General features: G+C 65.2%; 24 protein-coding genes and 1 tRNA gene. 9 read left to right on the forward strand and 16 right to left on the reverse strand.

The features are described from left to right. Window positions 1-71 precede the first annotated feature (71 nt). From ACFK0J_RS10555 to dnaG, 4 genes are all read left to right on the forward strand, one after another. Window positions 72-749 carry an MBL fold metallo-hydrolase gene (locus ACFK0J_RS10555; RefSeq protein WP_378738882.1) on the forward strand — a complete coding sequence of 226 codons (678 nt, stop codon included), beginning with the start codon at window positions 72-74 and terminating at the stop codon, window positions 747-749. A gap of 209 nt (window positions 750-958) precedes the next feature. Beyond that, window positions 959-1639: a YdcF family protein gene (locus ACFK0J_RS10560; RefSeq protein WP_378738884.1), complete on the forward strand. Its 681-nt coding sequence runs from the start codon at window positions 959-961 to the stop codon at window positions 1637-1639. After that, window positions 1639-2898: a deoxyguanosinetriphosphate triphosphohydrolase gene (locus tag ACFK0J_RS10565; protein ID WP_378738886.1), complete on the forward strand. Its 1260-nt coding sequence runs from the start codon at window positions 1639-1641 to the stop codon at window positions 2896-2898. The genes ACFK0J_RS10560 and ACFK0J_RS10565 overlap by 1 nt, the downstream gene beginning before the upstream one ends. Before the next feature lie 230 nt (window positions 2899-3128). Next, window positions 3129-5054 carry a DNA primase gene (gene dnaG, locus ACFK0J_RS10570; protein WP_378738888.1) on the forward strand — a complete coding sequence of 642 codons (1926 nt, stop codon included), beginning with the start codon at window positions 3129-3131 and terminating at the stop codon, window positions 5052-5054. A 57-nt stretch (window positions 5055-5111) separates the two neighbouring features. On the opposite strand, the gene ACFK0J_RS10575 is transcribed toward dnaG, so the two are convergent. Together ACFK0J_RS10575 and ACFK0J_RS10580 are read right to left on the reverse strand one after the other, a co-directional pair. Further along, window positions 5112-5357 carry a hypothetical protein gene (locus ACFK0J_RS10575; RefSeq protein ID WP_107654933.1) on the reverse strand — a complete coding sequence of 82 codons (246 nt, stop codon included), beginning with the start codon at window positions 5355-5357 and terminating at the stop codon, window positions 5112-5114. A 116-nt stretch (window positions 5358-5473) separates the two neighbouring features. Continuing rightward, window positions 5474-5614: a hypothetical protein gene (locus tag ACFK0J_RS10580; protein WP_218475479.1), complete on the reverse strand. Its 141-nt coding sequence runs from the start codon at window positions 5612-5614 to the stop codon at window positions 5474-5476. A 143-nt stretch (window positions 5615-5757) separates the two neighbouring features. Here ACFK0J_RS10580 and ACFK0J_RS10585 point away from each other — a divergent pair, with 143 nt between their 5' ends. Then, window positions 5758-6687 carry an endonuclease/exonuclease/phosphatase family protein gene (locus tag ACFK0J_RS10585; protein WP_378738890.1) on the forward strand — a complete coding sequence of 310 codons (930 nt, stop codon included), beginning with the start codon at window positions 5758-5760 and terminating at the stop codon, window positions 6685-6687. A 78-nt stretch (window positions 6688-6765) separates the two neighbouring features. Then, window positions 6766-6838, forward strand: a tRNA-Asn gene (locus ACFK0J_RS10590). A gap of 25 nt (window positions 6839-6863) precedes the next feature. Here ACFK0J_RS10590 and ACFK0J_RS10595 read toward each other — a convergent pair. From ACFK0J_RS10595 to ACFK0J_RS10620, 6 genes are all read right to left on the reverse strand, one after another. Beyond that, entirely contained in the window at window positions 6864-7451 is a 588-nt protein-coding gene (locus tag ACFK0J_RS10595; RefSeq protein WP_378738892.1) for a tyrosine-type recombinase/integrase, read from the reverse strand. A gap of 122 nt (window positions 7452-7573) precedes the next feature. Then, complete coding sequence (locus tag ACFK0J_RS10600) at window positions 7574-7819, reverse strand: helix-turn-helix transcriptional regulator (RefSeq protein WP_378738894.1); 246 nt, start codon at window positions 7817-7819, stop codon at window positions 7574-7576. Between the two features lie 251 nt (window positions 7820-8070). Next, the gene (locus tag ACFK0J_RS10605) at window positions 8071-8775 is read right to left on the reverse strand and encodes a hypothetical protein (protein ID WP_378738896.1); all 705 of its coding nucleotides are present in this window, start codon (window positions 8773-8775) and stop codon (window positions 8071-8073) included. Between the two features lie 52 nt (window positions 8776-8827). After that, a complete protein-coding gene (locus ACFK0J_RS10610; RefSeq protein ID WP_378738898.1) occupies window positions 8828-9469 on the reverse strand; it encodes a hypothetical protein in 642 nt (213 codons plus the stop codon). Then, window positions 9445-10956, reverse strand: a complete 1512-nt coding sequence (locus ACFK0J_RS10615) for a hypothetical protein (RefSeq protein WP_378738901.1) — start codon at window positions 10954-10956, stop codon at window positions 9445-9447. Before ACFK0J_RS10615 ends, ACFK0J_RS10610 begins: the two co-directional genes overlap by 25 nt. A 1149-nt stretch (window positions 10957-12105) precedes the next feature. Next, on the reverse strand, window positions 12106-12990 hold the full coding sequence (locus ACFK0J_RS10620; RefSeq protein WP_378742747.1) for a transposase: 885 nt from the start codon (window positions 12988-12990) through the stop codon (window positions 12106-12108). Window positions 12991-13012: 22 nt separating this feature from the next. Between ACFK0J_RS10620 and ACFK0J_RS10625 the strand changes: the two genes are divergently transcribed. Next, window positions 13013-13582 carry a MepB family protein gene (locus ACFK0J_RS10625; protein ID WP_378738903.1) on the forward strand — a complete coding sequence of 190 codons (570 nt, stop codon included), beginning with the start codon at window positions 13013-13015 and terminating at the stop codon, window positions 13580-13582. A gap of 9 nt (window positions 13583-13591) precedes the next feature. Here the strand turns inward: ACFK0J_RS10625 and ACFK0J_RS10630 are convergent, their stop codons facing one another. From ACFK0J_RS10630 to ACFK0J_RS10645, 4 genes are read right to left on the reverse strand one after another with little or no spacing between them, the layout of a single operon-like run. Continuing rightward, complete coding sequence (locus ACFK0J_RS10630) at window positions 13592-13897, reverse strand: hypothetical protein (RefSeq protein WP_378738905.1); 306 nt, start codon at window positions 13895-13897, stop codon at window positions 13592-13594. Further along, window positions 13894-14205 carry a hypothetical protein gene (locus tag ACFK0J_RS10635; RefSeq protein ID WP_378738907.1) on the reverse strand — a complete coding sequence of 104 codons (312 nt, stop codon included), beginning with the start codon at window positions 14203-14205 and terminating at the stop codon, window positions 13894-13896. The genes ACFK0J_RS10630 and ACFK0J_RS10635 overlap by 4 nt, the downstream gene beginning before the upstream one ends. Further along, on the reverse strand, window positions 14205-15557 hold the full coding sequence (locus tag ACFK0J_RS10640; protein WP_378738909.1) for a hypothetical protein: 1353 nt from the start codon (window positions 15555-15557) through the stop codon (window positions 14205-14207). Before ACFK0J_RS10640 ends, ACFK0J_RS10635 begins: the two co-directional genes overlap by 1 nt. 3 nt (window positions 15558-15560) lie before the next feature. Next, window positions 15561-15881 (reverse strand): hypothetical protein, encoded by a 321-nt coding sequence (locus ACFK0J_RS10645; protein WP_378738911.1) that lies wholly within the window; start codon window positions 15879-15881, stop codon window positions 15561-15563. 264 nt (window positions 15882-16145) lie between these two features. Between ACFK0J_RS10645 and ACFK0J_RS10650 the strand changes: the two genes are divergently transcribed. Then, window positions 16146-16616, forward strand: coding sequence for a GntR family transcriptional regulator (locus tag ACFK0J_RS10650; RefSeq protein WP_378738914.1), 471 nt, complete (start codon window positions 16146-16148; stop codon window positions 16614-16616). Window positions 16617-16746: 130 nt separating this feature from the next. Here the strand turns inward: ACFK0J_RS10650 and ACFK0J_RS10655 are convergent, their stop codons facing one another. Continuing rightward, window positions 16747-17766, reverse strand: coding sequence for a crotonase/enoyl-CoA hydratase family protein (locus tag ACFK0J_RS10655; RefSeq protein WP_378738916.1), 1020 nt, complete (start codon window positions 17764-17766; stop codon window positions 16747-16749). A gap of 90 nt (window positions 17767-17856) precedes the next feature. On the opposite strand from ACFK0J_RS10655, the gene ACFK0J_RS10660 reads away from it, so the two are divergent. Further along, window positions 17857-19491, forward strand: a complete 1635-nt coding sequence (locus tag ACFK0J_RS10660) for an acyl-CoA dehydrogenase family protein (RefSeq protein WP_378738919.1) — start codon at window positions 17857-17859, stop codon at window positions 19489-19491. 17 nt (window positions 19492-19508) lie between these two features. On the opposite strand, the gene ACFK0J_RS10665 is transcribed toward ACFK0J_RS10660, so the two are convergent. From ACFK0J_RS10665 to ACFK0J_RS10675, 3 genes are all read right to left on the reverse strand, one after another. Continuing rightward, window positions 19509-20240: a PaaX family transcriptional regulator C-terminal domain-containing protein gene (locus ACFK0J_RS10665; protein ID WP_378738921.1), complete on the reverse strand. Its 732-nt coding sequence runs from the start codon at window positions 20238-20240 to the stop codon at window positions 19509-19511. A gap of 177 nt (window positions 20241-20417) precedes the next feature. Next, window positions 20418-20750 (reverse strand): Lsr2 family protein, encoded by a 333-nt coding sequence (locus ACFK0J_RS10670; RefSeq protein ID WP_218475506.1) that lies wholly within the window; start codon window positions 20748-20750, stop codon window positions 20418-20420. 121 nt (window positions 20751-20871) lie between these two features. Next, window positions 20872-21756: a LysR family transcriptional regulator ArgP gene (locus ACFK0J_RS10675; RefSeq protein ID WP_378738923.1), complete on the reverse strand. Its 885-nt coding sequence runs from the start codon at window positions 21754-21756 to the stop codon at window positions 20872-20874. Window positions 21757-21789 lie beyond the last annotated feature (33 nt).

Here is a 21789-nt window from a genome sequence, read left to right on the forward strand (position 1 = left end):
AACGGGCGGGTGGCGAGGGTGGGAGGGTCTGGGGATGGCAGGGGGCGGCGGGGGTGGATAGCATCGAGGGGGTGATCACCATCGATCGCCCGTATACCGGCCACGTGTCGGCGGATTCGAATCCGCAGCAGCGTGATGTCGCCGGTGCTCGCATCGTCAAAATGTCCGTCGGCGGCATGGATAACAATTGTTATCTCGTGCAGTGCACGGCCACCGGTGCCGCGCTGCTCATTGATGCCGCGAATGAACCCGAGCGCATCGAGGCGCTGATCGACTATGTAGCGCCTGGTCAGGTCGGTCTGATCGTCACTACTCACCAGCATCCCGATCATTGGTGGGCGCTGAAGGAGACGTCGGCCGTCACCGGAGCGCCCACCGCTGCCCACCCACTCGATGCCGACCCACTACCGGTGCGTCCCGACCGCCTGCTCGCCGACGGCGATCACCTCGGCATCGGTGACCTGAGCTTCGAGGTCATCCATCTTCGCGGACACACCCCTGGCTCGGTCACCCTCGCCCTCACCGATGGCGACGGACTGGTCCACCTGTTCACCGGCGACTCTCTGTTCCCCGGCGGCCTCGGCCGCACCACCAGTCCGGAGGACTTCGACTCCCTCTACGGCGACGTGACCACCAAACTGTTCGCCCGTTATCCCGACGACACCGTCGTCTACCCAGGCCACGGCGACGACACCACGCTGGGCACCGAACGCCCGCACCTAGCCGAGTGGCGCGAACGCGGCTGGTAACCGACCGCACAGACGAACCCCGCAGTCACAGAGTTTGCCGACGCCGCACAGTGCTTGTAAGCGCTGTGCAGCGTCGGCAATCTCTGTGGGGACGTGCCGTGAACGGGTTCGCGCGCCGATCGGGGGCGGGTCACGAGCGCACGCGCGGTGCCCGAACAACCAGGGCGCGGCACGCCTACTGGCAGACTTGGGGAGTGGATTCGCCAACGATGCGCGCTCGAGCTGATTCGGTGCCCGATCCCGTCCCGTCGCGCGGCCACGGAGCGGGGCTGCTGCGGTGGGTTCGGCGACTTGTCGTCGGGTCGGTGTTGATGGGATTAGTGCTGGTCGGGGGGACGGCGTTCCGGGTGTGGCAGGTGGCGCGCATCGACGACTATTCGACCGCGGACGCCATCGTGGTGCTCGGCGCCGCGCAATACTCCGGCACACCCTCCACGGTGTTCGAGGCGCGACTCGACCAGGCTTACCGGCTGTTCCGGGCGGGAGTGGCGCCGCGGGTGATCACCGTAGGCGGCAAGCAGGAGGGCGATCTGTATACCGAGGCCGCCTCCGGCAAGAACTATCTGCAATCGCGCGGGATACCGAGCGACAAGATCCTCGCCGTCGAAACCGGCTCGGACACCTTGCGCAGCGTCGAGGCCGTCGCGACGGCCATGCGGGCGCGTGAGATGGGTTCCGCGGTACTGGTGAGCGACCCGTGGCATTCGCTGCGCACCCGTACGATGGCCCGCGACGAGGGCCTCGACGCGTGGACCGCGCCGACCAGGACCGGGCCCGCGGTATACACCCGTGAGTCGCAGGCGCACGGAATTGCCAGGGAGACAGGCGCTTTGCTCTGGTATCAACTCACCCACTTCGCGGCGGATTTCCGATACACGGCGGGACAGTAGTGCAGGGTTACACCGAACACGATGCTGAGCGGCTCGTCATCGAGGGCGCCAAGACCGCGGGACTCGGCCCGCCGCGCAGCGAATTCGAGTCCGGCCACCGCACCGAATTCGCCCGCGACCGGGCCCGGGTGCTGCACTCGGCCGCGCTGCGGCGGCTCGCCGACAAGACCCAGGTGATGGGCCCGCGCGACGGTGACACCCCGCGCACCCGGCTCACCCATTCGCTCGAGGTCGCCCAGATCGGCCGCAGCATCGCCGACGGTCTCGGCTGCGACGCGGACCTGGTCGACCTGGCGGGCCTGGCCCACGACATCGGCCACCCGCCATACGGGCACAACGGCGAGAAGGCCCTCGATGTGTTCGCCGACGCGCACGGCGGTTTCGAAGGCAACGCGCAGAACCTGCGCATACTCACCCGCCTCGAACCGAAGGTGCTCGACGCCGACGGCGTCAGCGCGGGCCTCAACCTGACCCGCGCCTCCCTCGATGCCGCCCTCAAATACCCTTGGGGCAGAACAGGTTCCGGCACCAAATTCGGCGCCTACGACATCGACACCGACCGCCTCGACTGGATCCGCAAGGGAGCGCCCGAGCGCCGCCGCAGCCTCGAATGCCAGATCATGGACTGGTCCGACGACGTCGCCTATTCCGTGCACGACGTCGAGGACGGCGTGATCGCCGGGCGAATCGACCTGCGCGCGCTGGCCGACCCCGCCGAACAGGACGCGCTGGCTACCCTCGGCAGGCACAAGCATTACTCGCTGTCGGTGGACGAACTGGTCGCCGCCGCTCAGCGACTGTCCGAGCTACCCGTCGTCGCCGCGGTCACCGCCTACGACGGCACCCTCGCCAGTTCCGTTGCGCTCAAACGCCTCACCAGCGAACTCGTCGGCCGCTTCGCCACCGCCGCCATCACCGCGACCCGCGAAACCGCGGGCAGCGCGAGTCTTTCCCGCTACGGCGCCGACCTGGAGGTCCCGCGCGTAGTCGTCGCCGAAGTGGCCGTGCTCAAAACCGTCGCCCTGCGCTACGTCATGTCCGACCCCGACCACAAACTTCGCCAAGCCGCCCAGCGCGACCGCATCCACGCTGTCGCCGAGGGACTGCTCGCCGCCGCGCCGCACCGCCTCGACCCGTTATTGCTGCCATGGTGGGAGGCCGCCGCCGATGACACCGCGCGGGTCCGGGTGATCGTGGACCAGATCGCGTCCTACACCGAGAGCAGGCTGGAGCGGGTCGCGGAATCGTTCGGTCACTGATCGGCGGCGCGGTCCGCTGCCGTCACAGCGTCGTAGACCCGCCGCCGCGTTGCGTCGAGTGCGTCCGCTCCGCGGGTGCGTGCCGCAGCCGGATCCTGGTCGGTCAGCGTGACGAGGGTGACACGGTCGCATACTCCGCTCGCCGGCGACGAGCGCGGCGGCCGTCGGAGTTGCTGTCGAGCCGGAGGCATAGGTGAAGAAGGCCCCCTTCGACAGGTACGCTCACTGCCGTGGCCGGACGACTCCCTGATCGCGATATCGCGGCGATACGTGACCGCGTCCGCATCGAAGACATCGTGGGCGAGTATGTCGCGCTGAAGCGGGCGGGTGCGGACTCCATGAAGGGGCTGTGCCCGTTCCATGACGAGAAGTCGCCGTCGTTCCATGTGCGGCCGAATCATGGCCTCTTCCACTGCTTCGGCTGCGGCGAGGGCGGCGACGTCTTCGCGTTCCTGCAGAAGATCGACCATGTCGGCTTCGTCGAAGCGGTCGAGCAGATGGCCGACCGGATCGGCTACCAGATCAACTACGAGGGCGGCGGCACCTCGGTACAGCGCGATCGTGGCACCCGCTCTCGGCTCGTCGCCGCCAACGCCGCCGCGCACGAGTTCTACATGGCTCAGCTGCGCGAGCCGGGCGCCGAGGCGGCCCGCAAGTTCCTCACCGACCGCAATTTCGATGCCGCCGCCGCCCAGCAGTTCGGCTGCGGTTACGCACCCGCGGGCTGGGACACGCTCACCAAACATCTGCTGCGCAAGGGTTTCGAGTTCAAGGAGCTGGAAGGCGCCGGACTCTCCAGGCAGGGCCAGCGCGGGCCGATCGACCGGTTCCACCGGCGGTTGCTCTGGCCGATCCGCAATCTCGGCGGCGACGTCATCGGCTTCGGCGCGCGCAAGCTCTTCGACGACGACACCATGCCGGGCAAATACATCAATACCCCGGAAACGATCCTGTACAAGAAGTCCCAGGTGCTGTTCGGCCTCGATCTGGCCAAGCGGGACATCGCCAAGGGGCATCAAGCCGTGGTGGTCGAGGGCTACACCGACGTGATGGCCATGCACCTGGCCGGGGTGAAGACCGCCGTCGCCTCCTGCGGCACCGCCTTCGGCGACGAGCATCTCGCGCTGCTGCGCCGACTGCTGCTGGACGACAACTTCTGGCGCGGCGAGATCATCTACACCTTCGACGGTGACGCGGCGGGCCAGGCGGCCGCATTGAAAGCCTTTGCGGGCGATCAGAAACTGGCCGGCCAGACCTACATCGCGGTGGCTCCGGACGGGCAGGACCCGTGCGAGTTACGCCAGCACTCCGGCGACGGCGCCGTCCGCGATCTGGTGGCGCGGCGAACCCCCTTGTACGAGTTCGTGATTCGCGGCCTGCTCGCCGACCACAACCTGGACACCGCCGAGGGGCAGGTGGAAGCCCTGCGCCGGGCGATCCCGGTGGTCGCGCAGATCAAGGACAACGCGTTGCGCAAGGCGTACGCGACCAAGCTGGCCGGATGGGTCGGCTGGGACGATATCCAGACCGTGGTCCGCCGGGTCGGCGACGAAGCCAAGCGCCACCGCAGTGGCCACGGCTCCGGCGGCCGCACGATCCCCGCGGCCAAGCAGCAGGGCGATGTGGTCGCCGAACACCCTGCGGCGCGGCCCAATCCGAACGATCCGACCCTGATGCCGCAGCGGCAGGTGCTCGCGGCGGCGCTGCAGTATCCGGCGATGGCGGGCTCGGTGTTCGACTCGCTGGAGGCCGACGCCTTCACCCATCCCGCCTACGCGGCCGTCCGGCTGCTCATCGCGGAGGTGGGCGGCACCGGGGCCGGGCTCGGCGGTGCCGAGTGGGTCAACGCGGTCGCGGACCGCACCGACGATCTGACCATGCGCGCGCTGCTGTCCGAGCTGGCGAATGAGCCGCTGCCGGTGAAGAACGCGGCCGGTATCCCGCGCTTCGTCGCGGGCGTGCTGGCGCGCGTCCAGGAGGCCTGGGTGGGGCGGCAGATCGCCGAGCTGAAGTCCAAGCTGCAACGGGTGTCGTCTACCGAGCAGCCCGATGCGTACATGGCGTTGTTCGGGGATCTGGTGGCGCTGGAGCAGTACCGCAAGAGCCTGCTGACACAGGCGATGGGGAATCACGACGACTTCGCCACCGGGGCTTAGTAATCGGCGTTCAGCGACCGAGCCTCGGCTCGCCTGTGCCGCTCGGCGGTGTTCGCGTCAGCGGCGCAGCTGGTCCTGCGGCACCAGGATGGTGGTCCGCTCGTCCAGCGGCTCCATCGGTTCCAGCCGCGGTTTCGTGCTGAGCTTGTCCGACAACTTCTGCCTGCCGACGAGCACGAGCTTGCGGGTCACCGGACTCTCCGACAGCGCGCGGGTCGCCGCGCTGATCTGCTCGTAGCGAGCCCGCCCGGCCTTGCTGCCGAGTACATACCCGGCCGCCACGCCGATGATCAACCGCAGCATCTCGATGTGCTCCTCCCAGTTGCCTGTTCGCGGGCTCTATCCTGCCCGACGCGCAGTAGCCCTGTCGATCCGGCTCAGCTGGGCGGGTGAATTCGCCGAGCGCTCGGGAAAGCGGCTCAGGCGGCGAGTTCCTCTCGCTTGGCCCGATGCTCTTCGCACAGCTGCCGATGGCCGCGATGGATGTGCGCCGGGTCCAGTCGTTGTTTGAATGTCAGATTCTCGCGACGCCAGCAATCGCCGCATGCGAATTCGCTCATGGCGGCCTCCTCGTTCCTTTGCTCAGCGGGGTTGCTGTGGAGTGCCCAATTCACCACGCGCTCAGCGGTATGTATTCATACTCTCGCCCGATGGAGGCCGTACCGTTACCGCCACGCCCAGGACGGTCGAACTCGGTCGATTCATGAAGCTCTCATTTTCCGCGTTCATCGTTGCCGTCATGCACGGGACATTGAGAGACATCACGCTCGCGTCGGCCGCGGCACTACTGGCCGCGCTGCTGGTCGCCCATCCACTGCTGCCCGAGCTCGGCGGCGTTCGCCAGTTGGTCGGCAGCTTTCTGCCGTGGCTGTTGGTGCCGACGCTGCTGCTTGCCGTTGTCGCGCTCAGCACGGCCTCCAGGGTCGGTATCGTCGCCGTCGTGGCACCGCTGCTCGCCTGGTCGGTGCTCTTCGGCCCGGAGCTCATCGAGCGTCCCCGAGGGCAGGCATCCGCCGCCGAACTCCGCGTCGCCACCCAGAACCTCGGCGCAGCCGGCACCGCCGCCGAATTAGCTGATGCCGCAGTGATTTCGGTACAGGAACTCACCGATCGCAACCGGGCATCCGTCGCGGCAGCCCTGGACCCACACCACCCGCACGCCGCCACCGTCGGCACCATCGGCCTGTGGAGCCGCTACCCCGTGGACGAGGTCGAACGCCTGGACCTTGGCCAAGGGTGGGCCCGCGCCCTACGAGCCCGAATCGCGTCCCCGGCGGGCGACGTGACCGTCTACGCCGTGCACCTCGGCTCGGTCCGCTTCGGTGAAACCGAATCACGCAACCGCACCTTGCGCACCCTCACCGACCTCGTGCACCGCGACCGATCAGACCGACTGCTCGTCCTCGGCGACCTGAACACCGCCTCCACCGACCCCCAGTTCGCCCCACTCACCGAAACTCTGTACGACGTCCGCACCGGCCTGGGCTTCACCTGGCCCGCCGAATTCCCCCTCACCCGCCCCGACCACATCCTCGCCCGCGGCTTCACCCCCGTGCACGCCGCCGTCCGCCGCACCCCCGGCAGCGACCACCGCGCCGCCACCGCCACCCTCACCCCACATGTCAGCAGGTAGTGACGCGATTTGGGCGGGCGCCCGCCCATACGCTAAAGTTTCTCCTCGGCCCGCCTAGCACAGACGAGCCGAGGATAGTCCCCTATAGCTCAATTGGCAGAGCAGCCGACTGTTAATCGGCAGGTTTCTGGTTCGAGTCCAGATGGGGGAGCGTAATACGGCCTCTGACCAGCGCATCAGCGTTCACGGTCAGGGGCCGAATTCGTCTCCAGACCCCGAAAGTCTCCAGTAAGTCTCCCAAAAGTGGGAACTCGTCCTTCCGCGTCCTGATCGTCCTCACCGTGGCCAAGCCCTGCCATGACCGCGTTGTGGATCACCGCCGCTGCGCCATGATGCACCCGACCGCGCTCCATGTACTTGCGTTGCGTCATCGCCGGGTCGGCGTGCTGAAGCACGTCAGCGGTCACCCGAGCCGACAGCCCCTCATCATCGAGGAGACTGGCCACCAATTTCCGGAGAGAGTAGGGGACCACATCATCGGGCAGCCCCAACGCCTCTCGAACACGTTGCCATTGGTGATTCACGTTCACCGGGTCCCGAAGCGTCCACTCGAACGATGGGAAGATCAGCTCGTCAGGTCCGCATCCGAGCTGGGTATCGAACTCTGTCGGCGGTGGCATTTCTCGCTTGCGGAGCTGCATCTGTTCCCACCGACGATCGAGGACCTCCACGGCGTACTCCGGAAGGGCAATCGTGCCCTGGGGATTCTTCGGGTCATTGTCCTTCACCACTCGCACCAAACCCTTGCCCGGCACACGGATCACTTTGCCGACTGAAACACAGATCTTCGATCTCGATGTAAGCGGCACCGCCCGTGGTGCCGATCTCGCCGTAGCCGCCGAGTTCGGTTGCTGGTCTTGGCATTACGGTTCTCCCTCCTGGCTGCTCAGGCTGCTTCCGGCTGTTCCTCGGTGTGCACCATGTGCGCCTCGAGGTAGGCGTCCAGGTCGGCGAGCCGATACATGCACGAGTTGCCGGATGGCTTCGAGTAGCAGGGGCCTTGCCCCTTGGCAGCCCAATTCGCGAGGGTGCGGGGGTGAACACCGAGATATTCGCCCGCTTCCTCGCGAGTGAGCCACCGTTTGCCTGGCAGTTCGTCTCCGGTGCCGCGCAAGCTGGCCCGGGGTTTCACAGCCGCGTTCCCGTTCGTTCGACCGACGCGGATCCGGACGCGGCACGATCAACCCTCGTTACGACCGGAATCGTCAAGTCCCTCCTGGCCAACCGCCTTCGCACAGCCCTAGACCGACCTGGCGCAGGTTGTTTGGGGAATCCAGTGGTGCTGCATCGAGGTTCACGATCGAACCTCGATGCAGCTCTTGCCTCAACCGCTGAGATTCTCTGGTCGCCGGGTCCGCCTGGCACCGTTGACGGTAAAGACAGTCATGCCTCGGGGCGGTCGGCGTCGATCTCCTCGACATCGAGCGGTGCGCTTGCGTCGAGTTCATCGATGAGTTGCCGGGGCCCGCTGACGTAGGTTTCGTAGTCGTCGATCTCGGTGCAGACGAACCATGCGCGGTCAGCTGGCCACAGCAGGTTCGGTGACCGCATGATCAGCGTCCGGGGCGTGACATATCCTCCGAGACGGCTGACATCGTGGACAGGTCCTCGCAGTAGCAGATACGTGCGGTCGAGAAGCTCGAAGCTGGCGGCTTTCCTGGCTTGTTGGGACAAGTTCTGGGGATTTAGGGCGTCGGTCGCTGCGGGGAGTAGCTTGCTCGGGTTGTACCAGTGCCAGCCGTCCCACACACCGACGTAGCAGAGATCAGGTGTGGTGGTGTTTCGGGCGAGGACATCGATCAGGGCATCGAGTTGGGGTTGTTCGAGGCTGCCTTGTTCGGGGGCGTCCCAGCCTTCGGAATCGGCAAGGTCGAGGATCCAGTCCAGCCGGTCGCGGTGGGCTAGGCCGAGTGTCTGCGCCACCGGCGCGCGGGACACCTGGGTGCCGGTGGCGATTTCGGTGGCGGGGTGCAGGATCCGCGCGTATGCCGGAAAACCGTCGGCCAGTCGCCCTCCGAAGCTGAGCGAGGTGCCGAGCCAGGCTGACGGTGCGGTGTCGGTTACCGGCGTCAGGCGAATATCGGGCATCGGTTCGGTGGTCCGTTCTCGGTAGCGGTTTTCGATGCCGCGGGCGACGTTGTCATCGGCTGAATGTCCAGACGGCGTCGACCGACTCATCATGGACCTGCCCCGACTCGTCTCGGACCTGCGGCCAGGAAACGACAAGGATGTTGTACCGGTCGATCCGTCCGGGCAGATACAGCCCGATCGTGTGCCCGGTCTTCCAGTAGAAACATTTGCCGTCTGGTGTGATTTGCTCTTCCTTCGTGGCGAAGGCACACGTTTCGAACGAATCGTGGTCGTCGTCGAGCTTCTCCGCGGTATCAGGGGCCGCATACTTGGACCATCGCACCAAGACCGGAATCGCGGGGTTCTCGATTCTGAACCTGGCCGGAGTCCCGGCCAGGCGAGGCCAAGCCACCGATGACGGCAGCAGCGACTCGACAACGTCGTTTCCTACGAGCCACGACGATGCGGCGGCTGGCACGGTCACCTGGTCGTCGGTCAGGTTCGGCGGTCTGCCTGAGACGACGAAGTCCTCCACGGTGTGTTTGCCAAAGCCGGTGCTTCGTAGAATGTCATCCGGTTCGCCAGGTTCGGCCGTGCTGATGTCTGGGTCGTCTGTCGTGCCCGGGTCGGGCTGGCCATGAGAGGCACAACCCGATCCGGCTAGCACTACGAGAAGCGACGCGACTATTAGCCGACGGGCTTGTCGAGACACGTCTCCTCTTTACCTTCAGGGTTCGTCGCGATGTTCGGACCGTACAGCCGAGCACGTTCGTTCGGGAACGCGAATTCACCTGTGGCGTAAGTTAGGTACCGGAATCGGGTTCCGGTCTGGCATTTGACAGCAGCGGTCATCTTCAGCTTTTTGCCGCCCGTACTCGACGTTTCGGCCTGGTAGCCGCTGTTGGTGATCTGCTTGCCTTTACCGGGAAGCTGCTTCGCCGGTATGGGGAGACCGAACCAACGGAGCCTGGACGTTTTCGCCTTGATCCGGTGCGTGGTAGTGGCCACCACCGGATCGCACTTGGAGACGACTTGGGTGTGGATTTCCTCGGGATACGCGAGCGCACCGTTCCTCATGGTTCTCGACGCGTGCGGATACCCGAGGGTGAACCCGCACGGGACGGTCGGATCGGGGCCTGGTTCTTCTTCGTCCTCGGGCGAGTTCGCGCGCACTAGCGTGCCAACGAGATTCAATGTATGAAGACCATCGGCCTCCGGCGCGGAGTCGGCGTCTGTCGGAGCCGGCTGCGCAGCCGTGGCGCTCGGGGATGGGGGCGTGGCTGGTCGTTGAGTAGTAGTCGGCACTGGCTGCTTCGGCGCCGTCGGCTCGGGGGCGGCAGAAGATGGGCGCGCCGATGTGCCGGGTGCAGTCGTCGAGGGCGCTGGCGACGGAGCGGGCAGCGGCGTTGAAGGCGGCCCGGTCTCTTCCGGTGCGTCCGGGTTCGATCGCTGGGTGGGGTCGTTGTGTTTGTATTCGATGGATTGCGGGCGTTCGTCGTGCTTTTCGTCGGCCGGGTTGTCCTGATCGCCGGGCTTCCAGTCCAGGGTCGAGCCTTGGAAGTTCTGCGCCTTGCCGCCGTCGAAGTCGAACTCATCGCTGACCGGGAATCCGAAACGGCCGTTCTCCCAGTTCCGGTTCGCCCACGCATTCTTGATGGCGCCCCACACTACGTGTGCACCGGTTTGGGATGACCAGTAGATGGATCCACCCTCGAAGTGCTGACCGACACCACCATCCTTGACCTTGAATTCATCAGAGGCGGGAAAGCCGAGTCCGCCGTTCTCCCAATCGTAGGAAGCCCATTTATCACGAACTGCTCCCCACACGTTGTGTGCCCCGTTGGTGCTCGACCAATAAATGGACCCGCCCTCGAAGTGGTTGAATCGTCCCGGCTTTCGCGTGGCTAGTTCTCGTGTCGTCGGATATTTCAGCGCGCCGTTCTCCCAGCCGAGATCACCCCACTTATCTCGGATCAAACCACCGATCTGATTAGCGTGCCCGTCGGACACGTTCGGGTGCCAATAGATCGAACTGTTCTTCTCGAATACCTGCCAACGGCCGCCGCGTGCCGCGTCCGACTCCGCGTTCACCGGGTTTCCGAAGAGGTTCCATCCGCCAGCCTGGTCGTATTCGACCTCGATCGCTCCGCCGACGTTGTATGAACCGATCTGTCGCGCGGACGCGTCGACAGGATTCACCAAACCTGTTGATAGCACACCGACGATCAACGCTATAGATACTCCCAGACGTTGACGACGTCGTTCTCTTCTCCTCCTTGCTGGTTCGGAGGCGGGAATCGCGACGTGGTTTACGCCGGGGGAGCAAATATGTCGTGGGGTCATGCCACTTTCCTGTGTCGGCGGCGGCCCTTGGTGGGTGGAGGACCGCCCTTGATCAACTACCGACAGGATTAATCAAAAAAGCCCAAGGTTTGTTACTATCTGTGACACAGTGCATCCCAGCGCCTTAAATCATATAAAGCCGACCTAACAGCTATGGATAATCTGATATCACCTTACCCGTTCTATAGTCACCATCCCGCGAATGTCTGCCGCCGAAATACGCACACGACACCACCGGTGCGGGCATCTACGCCGGCCGGGCGCGGCGACGGTGTAGTCGGGACGAAGTCATCGTGTCTGCGTCCGAGATCACCGAAGCGGCTCGCGGCGGGAATCACCGTGCGTGGCACCGGTGCGACGAAGGGGGCCGGGCCTCGGCGGTGGGATCGGGTGAAGCCGCGGCGGCAGCGGTCGCGGTGCGGCAATGACTTTCGGCGCGGGCGCTGGTCGAGGGACCTTCTTCAGGGCCGGGATCTGAAGGGCAGAGAGCTGGTCAGCGGAACCGGCCGCCCCGGCGGGCCTGATAAGGGATCGTGTTGGGCGGCAGAGCATTCGGGTCGGCCCACAGCAGCCGCCGACTTGGTCGGCTCCGCAACAAGACCGGCTTCACCAAGTGCGCAGACAAAACTTGGAAAGCGTCATGTCGCGGCCATGCATATTCACGTCGTACTCGCCCTCTGAACTGTTCTCGCGGCGATTGTTGCGTCGTCGGAGGGTCGTTGTGATAGCCGACCCTGCGACCGCGCCGAAGTCCACTTCCAAAACGCAAAGCTACAGCTGGAGGGGGAAGCCTGGCACTCAGTCTGGGTTCTATCGCCAACGGCACCTGCCCCTCGGGTGACCTGAGTCGTAGCGGTCCCACTACATCCGAACGTCCCCATCTGCCGCTGGTCGCGCGTTGGGCGGCTGTCCAAACCGGTTGGCCGACAGCGCTTCCCAACGCGCGCAAATCCCAATTTTCGGACGCGCAGGGCCCTGACAGCAGCGGAAAACGAGTTGAGCTCATCACCAAGCTTGGGCAAGATGACGGTCAGTCACCGACCAACGCAGAAGGAAGGGAGATCGGACGTGCGGATCCCGCGATATCGCTGTGCTCAACCGCTCGACCGGTCGCACTGAACTACTTCGCGCCGTCGAGCATTCGGGGCGGCGCCGACGCTGGAGAGTCGGCGTTCGAGTGCGCGCATGGCTTCCATCGAGGTTTTCCCGCCCGCTTTGCGGGCGTCGTAGTAGACGCGGCCGGCGGTGTTGGTTGGCGTAGTTGAACGATGGCCATGATGTGGAGCACTCGGTTGATTTCGCGGTTCCCGGCGCGGGAGAGTCGATGGCGTTGCCGATCTGGCGGAGGAAGCATCCAACGGTGCAGTGGGAGTTCCAGGACGCGAAGCGGTCTCGGCTGGCGAACCGGTGAATGTCGGCGGTGTCGGCTAAAAGCCTTGCCGCACTGGATGGTCCGATGCCGTGTAGCTCCATTAAGGTGGAGCCGTGGTCGGTGATGAGCTGCCGCAGTTCTTTGTCCGCGGCCTTGGTCTTGCGGTCGATGGTTTCCAGTTCTTCGATCATCTCGATGACCAGGCGCAGCCGCACTCGCCCGACCGGATCGCGTGCTCGCAGCTCTGCGATCAGGTCGCGGGCTTGTGTCGCGGACAGGAATTTCTTGGCGCCGCCGGGTATCAGTTCGAGCAGTAGCCGATGAATGCGGTTGAGGATTTCGGTGCGGGCGCGCCCGAGCCCGTCGCGGCGGTCGGCGAGCAAGCCCAGCGCCACGAGTTCTGGATCGGCGGTGACCCGGCGCAGACGTGGTGCGTGCAGCGCGGCCAACGCGACCGAGTGCGCGTCGACGGCGTCGGTTTTGCGGCCGTTGCCTGGTGCGGGAGCGGGTTCTGTCAGTGGTGCGTGCCAGGGTTAGTGGATGGGCGTTGACGGCGAGTATTCATACGATTGCTACTCGATCGGTCTCGACCCGTGGTCGGATACTGCCGGGGTGCGCGACGAGCTCGTCGCGGCGAAGGAGCTTGTTTACGACCTGTGTGGGTTTGTCTGTACGGAACCGGTTCCGGAAGCCGAGAGTGCCGCGTACGCTGCCCACTCGTTTACCGTCGACGGGCGCTCGGTCCGGTTTCGTGCGGCGAAGTCGACGCCCACCAAGGTTGGCCAATTCGTCACTGTCTGGAAGAGGGCCGCCGGTGGGCCGATCCAACCCTTCGACGACACCGACCACGTCGACCTGTTCGTCATCAGCACGTGTGAGCGGGACCAGTTGGGGCAGTTCGTCTTTCCCGTCGGTGTGCTCCGGGAGCGCGGAGTCGTCGCCGGAAACGGTTCGGCTGGGAAGCGGGCGTTCCGGGTCTATCCGCCGTGGGTGCACACCACCAACCGACAGGCTGGCAGGGCGCAGGCGTGGCAGCTGGACCACTTCCTGCACCTGGACCGTGACAGGACCATCGACGTCGATCGTGCCCGAGAGCTCTATCGCCGGTAGGGCGTCGGCCTACGTGACCATCCCTCCGATAGCGAGACCGAGCAGGAATCCGAAGAGGGCTAGCAGAAGTCCACCGAACGCGGCCAGCAAGCCGACGCCGACTCGGCGGGTGCGGTAGCGGAGGGGGAGATCCGCGGCGCTGATGGCGATCAGCAGGCCGCCGGCCAGCGGAGGTCCCGCGATGAGCCAGGTCGCATCGCGCGGGGCCAGACCTGTGTAGGGCAGCGCTATGCAGATCATGCCGATCACCACGGCGACGAATGCCTCGGGACCGAACCAGTTGCCCCGCGCATACTTTGGTGGCACCCCGCTCATGCCGTTGCCAGCCAGACGAATAGAACAAGGAAGCCCGCGGTCGCTGTACCGACGGCTGCGCCCAGCGTTCGCGGCGTTCTCCGCAGCGCGAGCAGGGCGGCCGCAGCGGCCATCAAGCCAGTGACGGCCGCGAATATCACGTGCCTCGACGCGTCGACCGATGGGTAAGCCGCGTCGGCCAGTCGCACCGCAAAAGCGAACAGCATCGCGGCCGTCGCGGACGCCACCGGCACCGCCAACGTCGTCATCTGCCAGAAGGCCGAGTCGGACATCAACCCCGGTGCGCTGGTGTCGTCACGTTGCTCCACTAGCGCACAACCACAACTGAAGGCGGATTGCTGGGGCTGCCCAGCGTTGTCGGCTTGTTCCGCTCCCAGTCCGGATCACTGAAGTCGGCTTTGAACGGCTCGAACATTGCTTTTCCTCCTCCGACATCGTGAAAGGACGGTAGGTTCGCGAGCGGCCCCCACTGGCTCCCGGAGTTCGCCGGATCGATCAAGACGGGTCGAGCGGTCCCTGCGGAATTATCTTGATAGATCTCGACGGAAGGGTAGTCGGTTATCTCCCCACCGGCCACAACTCTTGGCGTGCCAGGGTTTCCGCTCGTGGGCGATATCACCAGCTCACCGTTGACGGTATGGCCGGTCAAGCTCGATCCCGGCGGTGCAAATGGGTTGGCCGCATCGTATTGGATCAACACCGAACCGTTCGAAAGCTGCTGCGCCTGCACTGCCGGTTCGCCGACCTGGACATCGCCAGATGTAGTGACCGAAGGATTTTGGCGGGTGATGATGAGGCCGTTCTCGTAGTCGACGTATGTGACGACGCGTGCGTGTTCAGGATCGAACTTCGGATCCTCGGCGCGGTTGTCGCCCAGGTCGTATTCGGGCACATTGAACACCTGCGCGGCAGGGATGAAGGCGGCGGCGCGAACGATCCCCTGACCGGGCACCGGTTCGATCCGGGCAACCTTGATATTCGGTGGCACTCCCTGATACTTCGGGTCATAACTATTGGGGTTCAATGCTTCGGCGGTTTTCCAGTCCGTCGGACTGGTGGGTGCTCGACCGAAGATCTGCTGGAAAGCTGCCGCGGAGGTGCGCAGACGGTCGGGGTCCGACCTGGAGTTCTGGGTCTTGACGTCCTCGATCGTCTTCGTCGCCTCGGTCAGCGCCGACTCCGGTGCCATGGCTTCGAGTTCTTGATTCGCCTGTGCGATCTTCGCGCCCCACTGTGCGTCGGAACTCTCCAGGGCTGAAACCAAGCCGACCAGCCTCGAAAGCTGCACCCCGGCCTCGGAGTTCCAGTCCTGAACACCGCTCACCGTCCAATCGTCTGCGACGCTGACCGGTGGTAGGACGTAGTGCTGGAAGATAATGCGAATCTCCGCCAGCGAATGCGCCATATCGCGGACGGCTCCGGCACAAGCGGTGCCCAGATCATCGTATGCCGTGGCGATTGCCCGCATCTGGGTGCGTTCTCGGTCGGCCTTGTCTTCTGCGGCTTGCCTGGCCTCGCCCTGCCACGCCAAATCATCGTGGATCGTGACGTACATCGTGTCGGCGGCTTTGATGGTCGCGTCGGCAATCGCGGTGGCGCTGACAGCGATCGCCTGCAGCCCGGACACATCCCAACTCAATATTCCATTCGGTGTAGCCATCGCTCAATTCCCCGCGTGCGGGTCGCCGGAGTTGATATCGGCGACGGCGGCCAGTCGTTTGGCAGCATCGAGATCAGTGTCGCGAAACGTTTCCGCCGACAACGCCAGCAGACTGGAGAACTGGTTGAACCGTGCTTTCAGCACATCCTTGGCCCGCCTACTCGACGGGTCCGACTTGGCCAGCGCTGCTCCGACCACAGACCCTTTCAACTTGTCCACGTTCGGGCCCGCGCCCAGGTGCGGAGCTCGATCGATCTCACCGGGCAGCGCGGCCAGCACCCCCGCCGCTCCCCGAAGGCTGTCCGGGCTGACCTCGAAGGACATCAGTCTCTCCTCACCCCCACTGACCTGTGAGCGCCTCGTTCATGTTTCCTACCTATTGATACTGACGCAGGGGGCCGCCGATCGGTTCCACTGGCATCGGTCCGATCCACGGACCGAAGTAGTCGGCGGATGCGCTGCTCCGACCTCGAATCGGTGGTCCCGCAAGATGTGTTGAGGAGCAACGGGTTCCATATTTGGGTCACTGCGATTTCACCCGCAAGCCGTATCCTCGAACGCGCCGGGCGCTGATGAAGGGATCGACTGATGGCCGAAGCGGCTTATGTCGCGATTGCGGACGAGTATGTGCGGCAGATTCGGGTGGGGGAGCTTGCGGCGGGGGCTCGGTTGCCTAGTCAGGCGGAGTTGATCGAGCGGTATGGGGTGTCGCGGTCGGTTGTTCGGCGCGCGATCGAGGTGCTGGGTAGTCGGGGGCTGGTGCGGACTGTGCCGCGGCGGGGGACCTTTGTTGTCGGTGGCGTATCGGTGGACGAGACCGGCGGGCTGTCCATCGATGATGAGGTCGATGATGTTCGGGCCGAGGCGCATCCGATCCGACGGGCGCAGTTGGCCGCGAATCTTATTACTCATTACCAACTTCGGATCGCGGAGCTGTCGGGTATCCGGCAGACCGCGATCGAAGACGCGCACGATCACGGGATGAGTCTCAGCGATATCGGTGAACGGCTGGGTCTGGCGAACGGTCGAATCAGCCACGGCCGTCGAACGGGTCGCTGACTCGTTCGCGTGGCCGCTGCCAACTGTCCGCTGGGCCAGCAGGATCCGAGCTGAACCGCGGCGAGGTCCCGTTCATCGAAACCGGAGCGCGCCGCGTGCTCACGCGGTGATCGGGAGAAGCGGCAACCGACTACTTCTCGAACTGCGTCCGCTTCCAGTCGCCGTACGGCTCGTCCCGCTCGCGGACGGCTTCCCGAAAACCTGTAGTGGCCGAACGCAATTGGAAGGCATAACCCTCGCGGGTATGCCGGGAGATGCCGTCGAAGACGGTACTGATCATGCCCGAATTCGCCACACCCTGCGCGAGCAGCGCGCTGTTGAGCGCCAGTTTCGCCATGATCAGCTGGTTGATCGGCATCCGCGCGATGCGCTCGAGCAGGGCCTCGGTGCGCTCGTCCAATTCGTCGGGCGGCGTCGACTCGACCGCGAGCCCCCACTCCTCGGCCTGCTTGCCGGACAGACAGTCGCCGGTGAACAGCAGGCGCTTGGCGCGCTGGTCGCCGAGGCGGTGCGCCCACATGCCCGCGGCGGGAATGCCCCAGACGCGGGTGGGCGGGTAACCGATTTTGGTGTCCTCGGCGCAGACGATCTGGTCGGCGTACAGCGCGATGTCGGTGCCGCCGGCGACGGCGAAGCCGTGCAGTTTGGCGACCGTCGGCTTGTTGGCGTGCAGCAGGCTGGCGAAGCCGCGGTTGAACCGGCTCATCATCGCGTAGTCGACCATGGGATCCCAAGTGCCCCAAGGATTGTGATTGCGCGCCTGGACCACCGGATCGAGCACGGTGCCGGTCGTGGAGTCCGTGCCCTCGCCGGAATCGAAGCCGTTCTCGGCGAACAGGGACAGATCGTATCCGCCGCAGAAACCTTTGCCGCGCCCGGAAACCACCATTACGTGCACGCGCGGATCGAGGTCGGCCCGTTCGACCGCGTGCGCGAGCTCGATGGGGGTGTCGGAGGTGATCGCGTTGCCGTGTTCGGGGCGGTTGAAGGTGATCCGGGCGATCCGGCCGGTCACCTCGTAGGTGAGGGTGCGGTAGCTGATTTCGGTCGGTGGCAGCGTGCGGTCGGCCCACGGCGAATCGGGGGCTTCGGTAAGTCCCTCGTACCAAGCGGCCGGGCGGGTGCCGGAATGATTCTCGAAGTCTGACAAGAGGGTTTCCTGACTGTGCGTCGGGGACGGGGAACTACCCTTGATATTACATACTTGTGTCAATTGACGTAACGCTGTAATACTAATTTCATGCCCACCCACGTGGTAACGAATCAAGTTCCCCCGCTCGTCGACTATGACGCCGCCGAACAGCCTGTTCTCCTGGAGGCGCTGCACCGCGCGGGCGCCGAGCACGCGCTCGACGAGCTGCACAAGATCGGACGACTGGCGGGCAGTGCCGAAGCGGCGGAACTCGGTGATCTCGCCGAGGCGCATCCGCCGACCCTGAAGACGCACGATCGATACGGCAACCGCGTCGACGAGGTCGTCTACGATCCGAGCTATCACCGGCTGATGGCCCACGCGATCGGGTTCGGCCTGCACGGCGCGGTGTGGGCGGACCCCCGACCGAACCCGCATCTGACCCGGGCCGCGAAATTGAGCGTCTGGGGCCCGGTCGATGCCGGGCACGGCTGCCCGATCTCGATGACCTATGCCGTCATCCCCGCCTTGCGTGCCGCCCCGGACCTCGCCGCACAGTACGAACCTTTATTGTGCGCAAGGGAATACGATCCCGGCCTGCGTACGCCGCTGTCGAAGCGGGGTCTGATCGCCGGTATGTCGATGACGGAAAAGCAAGGCGGCTCGGACGTCCGGGCCAACACCACCGAAGCCACCCCGATGTCCGACGGCACCTACCGGATCACCGGACACAAGTGGTTCACCTCCGCGCCGATGTCGGACGTGTTCCTGGTGCTGGCGCAAGCACCCGGCGGCCTTTCCTGCTTCTTTGTCCCGCGGGTGCTGCCCGATGGCACCCGCAATGCCTTTGCGCTGCAACGACTCAAGGACAAACTGGGTAATCGCTCCAATGCCAGCGGCGAAGTCGAATACGACAACACCATCGGCTGGCTGGTCGGCGCCGAAGGCCGCGGCGTGCCGACGATCATCGAAATGGTCAATCTGACCCGGCTGGACTGCACCATCGGTACCGCCACCGGGATGCGCACCGGTGTCGCCGCGGCCGCGCACCATGCCGCCCATCGCACGGCTTTCGGTGCGGCACTGGCGGACCAGCCGCTGATGCGCAATGTGCTCGCCGATCTCGCGATCGAGGCCGAGGGGGCGACCACCGTCGCACTGTGGTTGGCCGACCTCACCGATCAGGCGACGGCCGGGGTGGACGGCGCCGATCAGTTGCGCCGAATCGCGTTGGCGGTGAGCAAATACTATGTGTGCAAACGTGGCCCGATCCACGCCGCCGAAGCGTTGGAATGCCTGGGCGGCAACGGATATGTCGAAGAATCTCGAATGCCACGGCTCTATCGAGAAGCGCCGTTGATGTCGATCTGGGAGGGTTCGGGCAATGTCGCCGCCCTCGACACCCTGCGCGCGATGGCCAAACAACCGGAAACCCTCGGCGCCTTCTTCGACGAGGTGAAACGCGCGGGCGGCGCCGACCGGCATCTCGATGCCGCGATCACCCGGCTGGAACAGCAATTCGGTGACTTCGACACCATCCAGCATCGGGCCCGCCGCATCGTCGGCGATATGGCGCAGGTTCTGCAAGCGTCGCTGCTCGTGCGCTACGGCCACCCGGCCGTGGCCGACGCTTTCACCGTCAGCAGGCTCGGCGGTGAGCACGGCGACGTTTTCGGCACGCTACCGACAGGCATCGATAGCACGGCGATCATTCAGCGAGTCACGCCCAAGACCGGCGACTGAAGCGGGCCGCGTGCCCGTTATGCGTCCGAGGTGACCAGCAGGTGTTCGGCGAATGTCATGAATTCGGTACGAAATGCCGCATATTCGGCGCGTAACCGCAACCCGGGCCAGTCGGCGGGCAGCAGCGGATCGGGCAGCAAGGGATCATCGAGAATATGCCGCACCGCCGCTGCCGCCACCTCGAACCGCTCACGCAACGATGACGAACTCGCGAACTCACCGAGCAACTGCTCGGCGTCGCGAGCCCAAAGCTGGGGCGCGAAAAGGGTTTCCGCCATCGCGGCCGGTGAATCCTGCGGCACCGCGGTGAACACCGAAACCCGTCGGCGGGCGTCCGGCCCGAGAACGATCTCGATGTTCGCGGGCCGGGTCCAGACGCCTTCCCGTAATTCACCGAGTTTGCGGGCGCGCATCGTATCCCGGAACGCGGTCCGCGCGGCCGCGTCGTCACCGACGGCGGTCACCACCGCCAAATACCATTCGCCGTCCCACGCTTTCACCACGGGACTCACCGCGGCGTCTTGCCTGCGTTGCCGCTCGATCAGCCGGTCCGAGAGCCGATACACGCCGTTCGCACGTTCCAGATCACCCATGGCAACCATCCGGGTCAGCGCGACCCGAACAGCCGACTGTTGCAGCCCCAGTTCCTCGGCCACCGAAACGATCCAGCTGACGGGGGCCTGCGCCGGATGCGTGCCGAGCAACGCACTCAGAATGGCCGACCGAGCGGTCAGCTTCCGCACGCGCATCGCCTCACACCTGTCCTATCCGAGTCCCGTCGGCCGATTCAGGCCATCGAACCCGGAATTCTACAGACGAGCCTGCCGGGCCCGGCCGTTCCCGCCGCGCGACATCGCCCGCCCGAAGTCCGCGGCAACTGCCGTGAACTGGCGATGTGCCGAGCCGAGGCGTGAATCCGGGTGCCGCTAGTTCGCGTTGTTATATGCCGCGACAATGTCGGCCGGGATGCGGCCGCGGGTCGATACGTTGTGCCCGTGCTTCCTGGCCCATTCGCGGATCGCCGCTGTTTGCTCGCGATCGGTCGCCGAAGTGGCTTTCCCGGAACCTTTGCGCTTCGCCCGACCGGTCTTGCGCGCTTTTTCCGCCCACGGCTCCAGCGCGACCCGCAGCTTGCCGGCGTTCTTGGTGGACAGATCGATCTCGTAGGCCACGCCATCGATCGAAAATTGAACTGTTTCATTCGCTTTCGACTTGCCGTCGTAGTCGTCGACCAGGGTGACGGTGACTTTCTTGGCCATGGAGTGCGTCCTTTGCGTAGTCACGAGTATTTGCTCGAAATACTAATACCGTATCGCATCTAACTCGCGGGGGAGAAAAGCAGTGTGCCGCAGAAGTGCACGTGCATCGGATGTGCGGTAGTCAGCGCAGCGATTCCGCCGCCCGCGCGGCTATCGACCCGGCGACGGCGCTCAATGCCGGTGAGTCGAGCCGCCATTGCTGCCAGTACAGCGGGACATCGATGAATGCCTCGCCATCGATGGGCACCAGCTCGCTGGTACCCGAATTTCGGGATTGCAGGTCCGGCAACATGCCCCAGCCCAATCCGAGCCGAACCGCCGCCAGGAAACCGGCCGAGGACGGGACATAATGGCGCGGCGGATCAAGGGGTTGGCGGCCGCGGCGACGCAGGTGCCGGTCTTGCAGATCGTCTTTGCGATCGAACAGCACCACCGGTGCTGCCGCATAAGCCTTGGCAGTGGGCCCGTCGCCGAACCAGGTTCGAGCGAACCGCGGTGCGGCCATCGGCCGGTACCGCATCGCGCCGAGCCGCTCGACCTTGCAGCCCTGCACCGCCGCGGCGGTGGCGGTGATCGCCGCCATGACCGTGCCGTCGCGCAGCAGCCGGGTGGTGTGTTCCTCGTCTTCGCGGTGGATTTCGAAACAGATGCTCGGTGGTACGTCGGCGAGAGCGGGCAGCACCCACGTCTCCAATGAATCGGCGTTGACCGCGATGGGCAGGCGAATCGGCCGATCGGCGGGTCGATGGGCGTCGCCGAGTTCGCGGGCGGTGTCACCGGCGAGCAACTCGATCTGCCTTGCCAGGCGCAGCACCGTGACTCCGGATTCGGTGGCGCGCACCGGCTTTGTGCGCTGCACCAAGACGCGGCCCGCCGCATCCTCCAGTGCCTTGATGCGTTGGCTGACCGCCGACGGGGTGATCCGCAGGCTTTTCGCGGCGGCGTCGAACGTGCCCTCGGTGACCGCCGCGTTCAAGGCGCGCAGCTGATCGAGCTGGAGGTCCATGTTAAGAAATCATAATGGTAGTGCAGAATATTT

The sequence above is a fragment of the Nocardia brasiliensis genome, from assembly GCF_042691675.1.
Classification (GTDB): domain Bacteria; phylum Actinomycetota; class Actinomycetes; order Mycobacteriales; family Mycobacteriaceae; genus Nocardia; species Nocardia brasiliensis_D.

Coding starts and splice junctions, on each gene's coding strand:
- ACFK0J_RS10675 (WP_378738923.1), bottom strand. CDS start 21,756: ATGGACCTCCAGCTCGATCAGCTGCGCGCCTTGAACGCGGCGGTCACC.
- ACFK0J_RS10670 (WP_218475506.1), bottom strand. CDS start 20,750: ATGGCCAAGAAAGTCACCGTCACCCTGGTCGACGACTACGACGGCAAG.
- ACFK0J_RS10640 (WP_378738909.1), bottom strand. CDS start 15,557: ATGGCTACACCGAATGGAATATTGAGTTGGGATGTGTCCGGGCTGCAG.
- ACFK0J_RS10665 (WP_378738921.1), bottom strand. CDS start 20,240: ATGCGCGTGCGGAAGCTGACCGCTCGGTCGGCCATTCTGAGTGCGTTG.
- ACFK0J_RS10630 (WP_378738905.1), bottom strand. CDS start 13,897: ATGAGCGGGGTGCCACCAAAGTATGCGCGGGGCAACTGGTTCGGTCCC.
- ACFK0J_RS10580 (WP_218475479.1), bottom strand. CDS start 5,614: ATGAGCGAATTCGCATGCGGCGATTGCTGGCGTCGCGAGAATCTGACA.
- ACFK0J_RS10560 (WP_378738884.1), top strand. CDS start 959: ATGCGCGCTCGAGCTGATTCGGTGCCCGATCCCGTCCCGTCGCGCGGC.
- ACFK0J_RS10660 (WP_378738919.1), top strand. CDS start 17,857: ATGCCCACCCACGTGGTAACGAATCAAGTTCCCCCGCTCGTCGACTAT.
- ACFK0J_RS10605 (WP_378738896.1), bottom strand. CDS start 8,775: ATGCCCGATATTCGCCTGACGCCGGTAACCGACACCGCACCGTCAGCC.
- ACFK0J_RS10585 (WP_378738890.1), top strand. CDS start 5,758: ATGAAGCTCTCATTTTCCGCGTTCATCGTTGCCGTCATGCACGGGACA.
- ACFK0J_RS10650 (WP_378738914.1), top strand. CDS start 16,146: ATGGCCGAAGCGGCTTATGTCGCGATTGCGGACGAGTATGTGCGGCAG.
- ACFK0J_RS10575 (WP_107654933.1), bottom strand. CDS start 5,357: ATGCTGCGGTTGATCATCGGCGTGGCGGCCGGGTATGTACTCGGCAGC.
- ACFK0J_RS10645 (WP_378738911.1), bottom strand. CDS start 15,881: ATGTCCTTCGAGGTCAGCCCGGACAGCCTTCGGGGAGCGGCGGGGGTG.
- ACFK0J_RS10625 (WP_378738903.1), top strand. CDS start 13,013: ATGGGCGTTGACGGCGAGTATTCATACGATTGCTACTCGATCGGTCTC.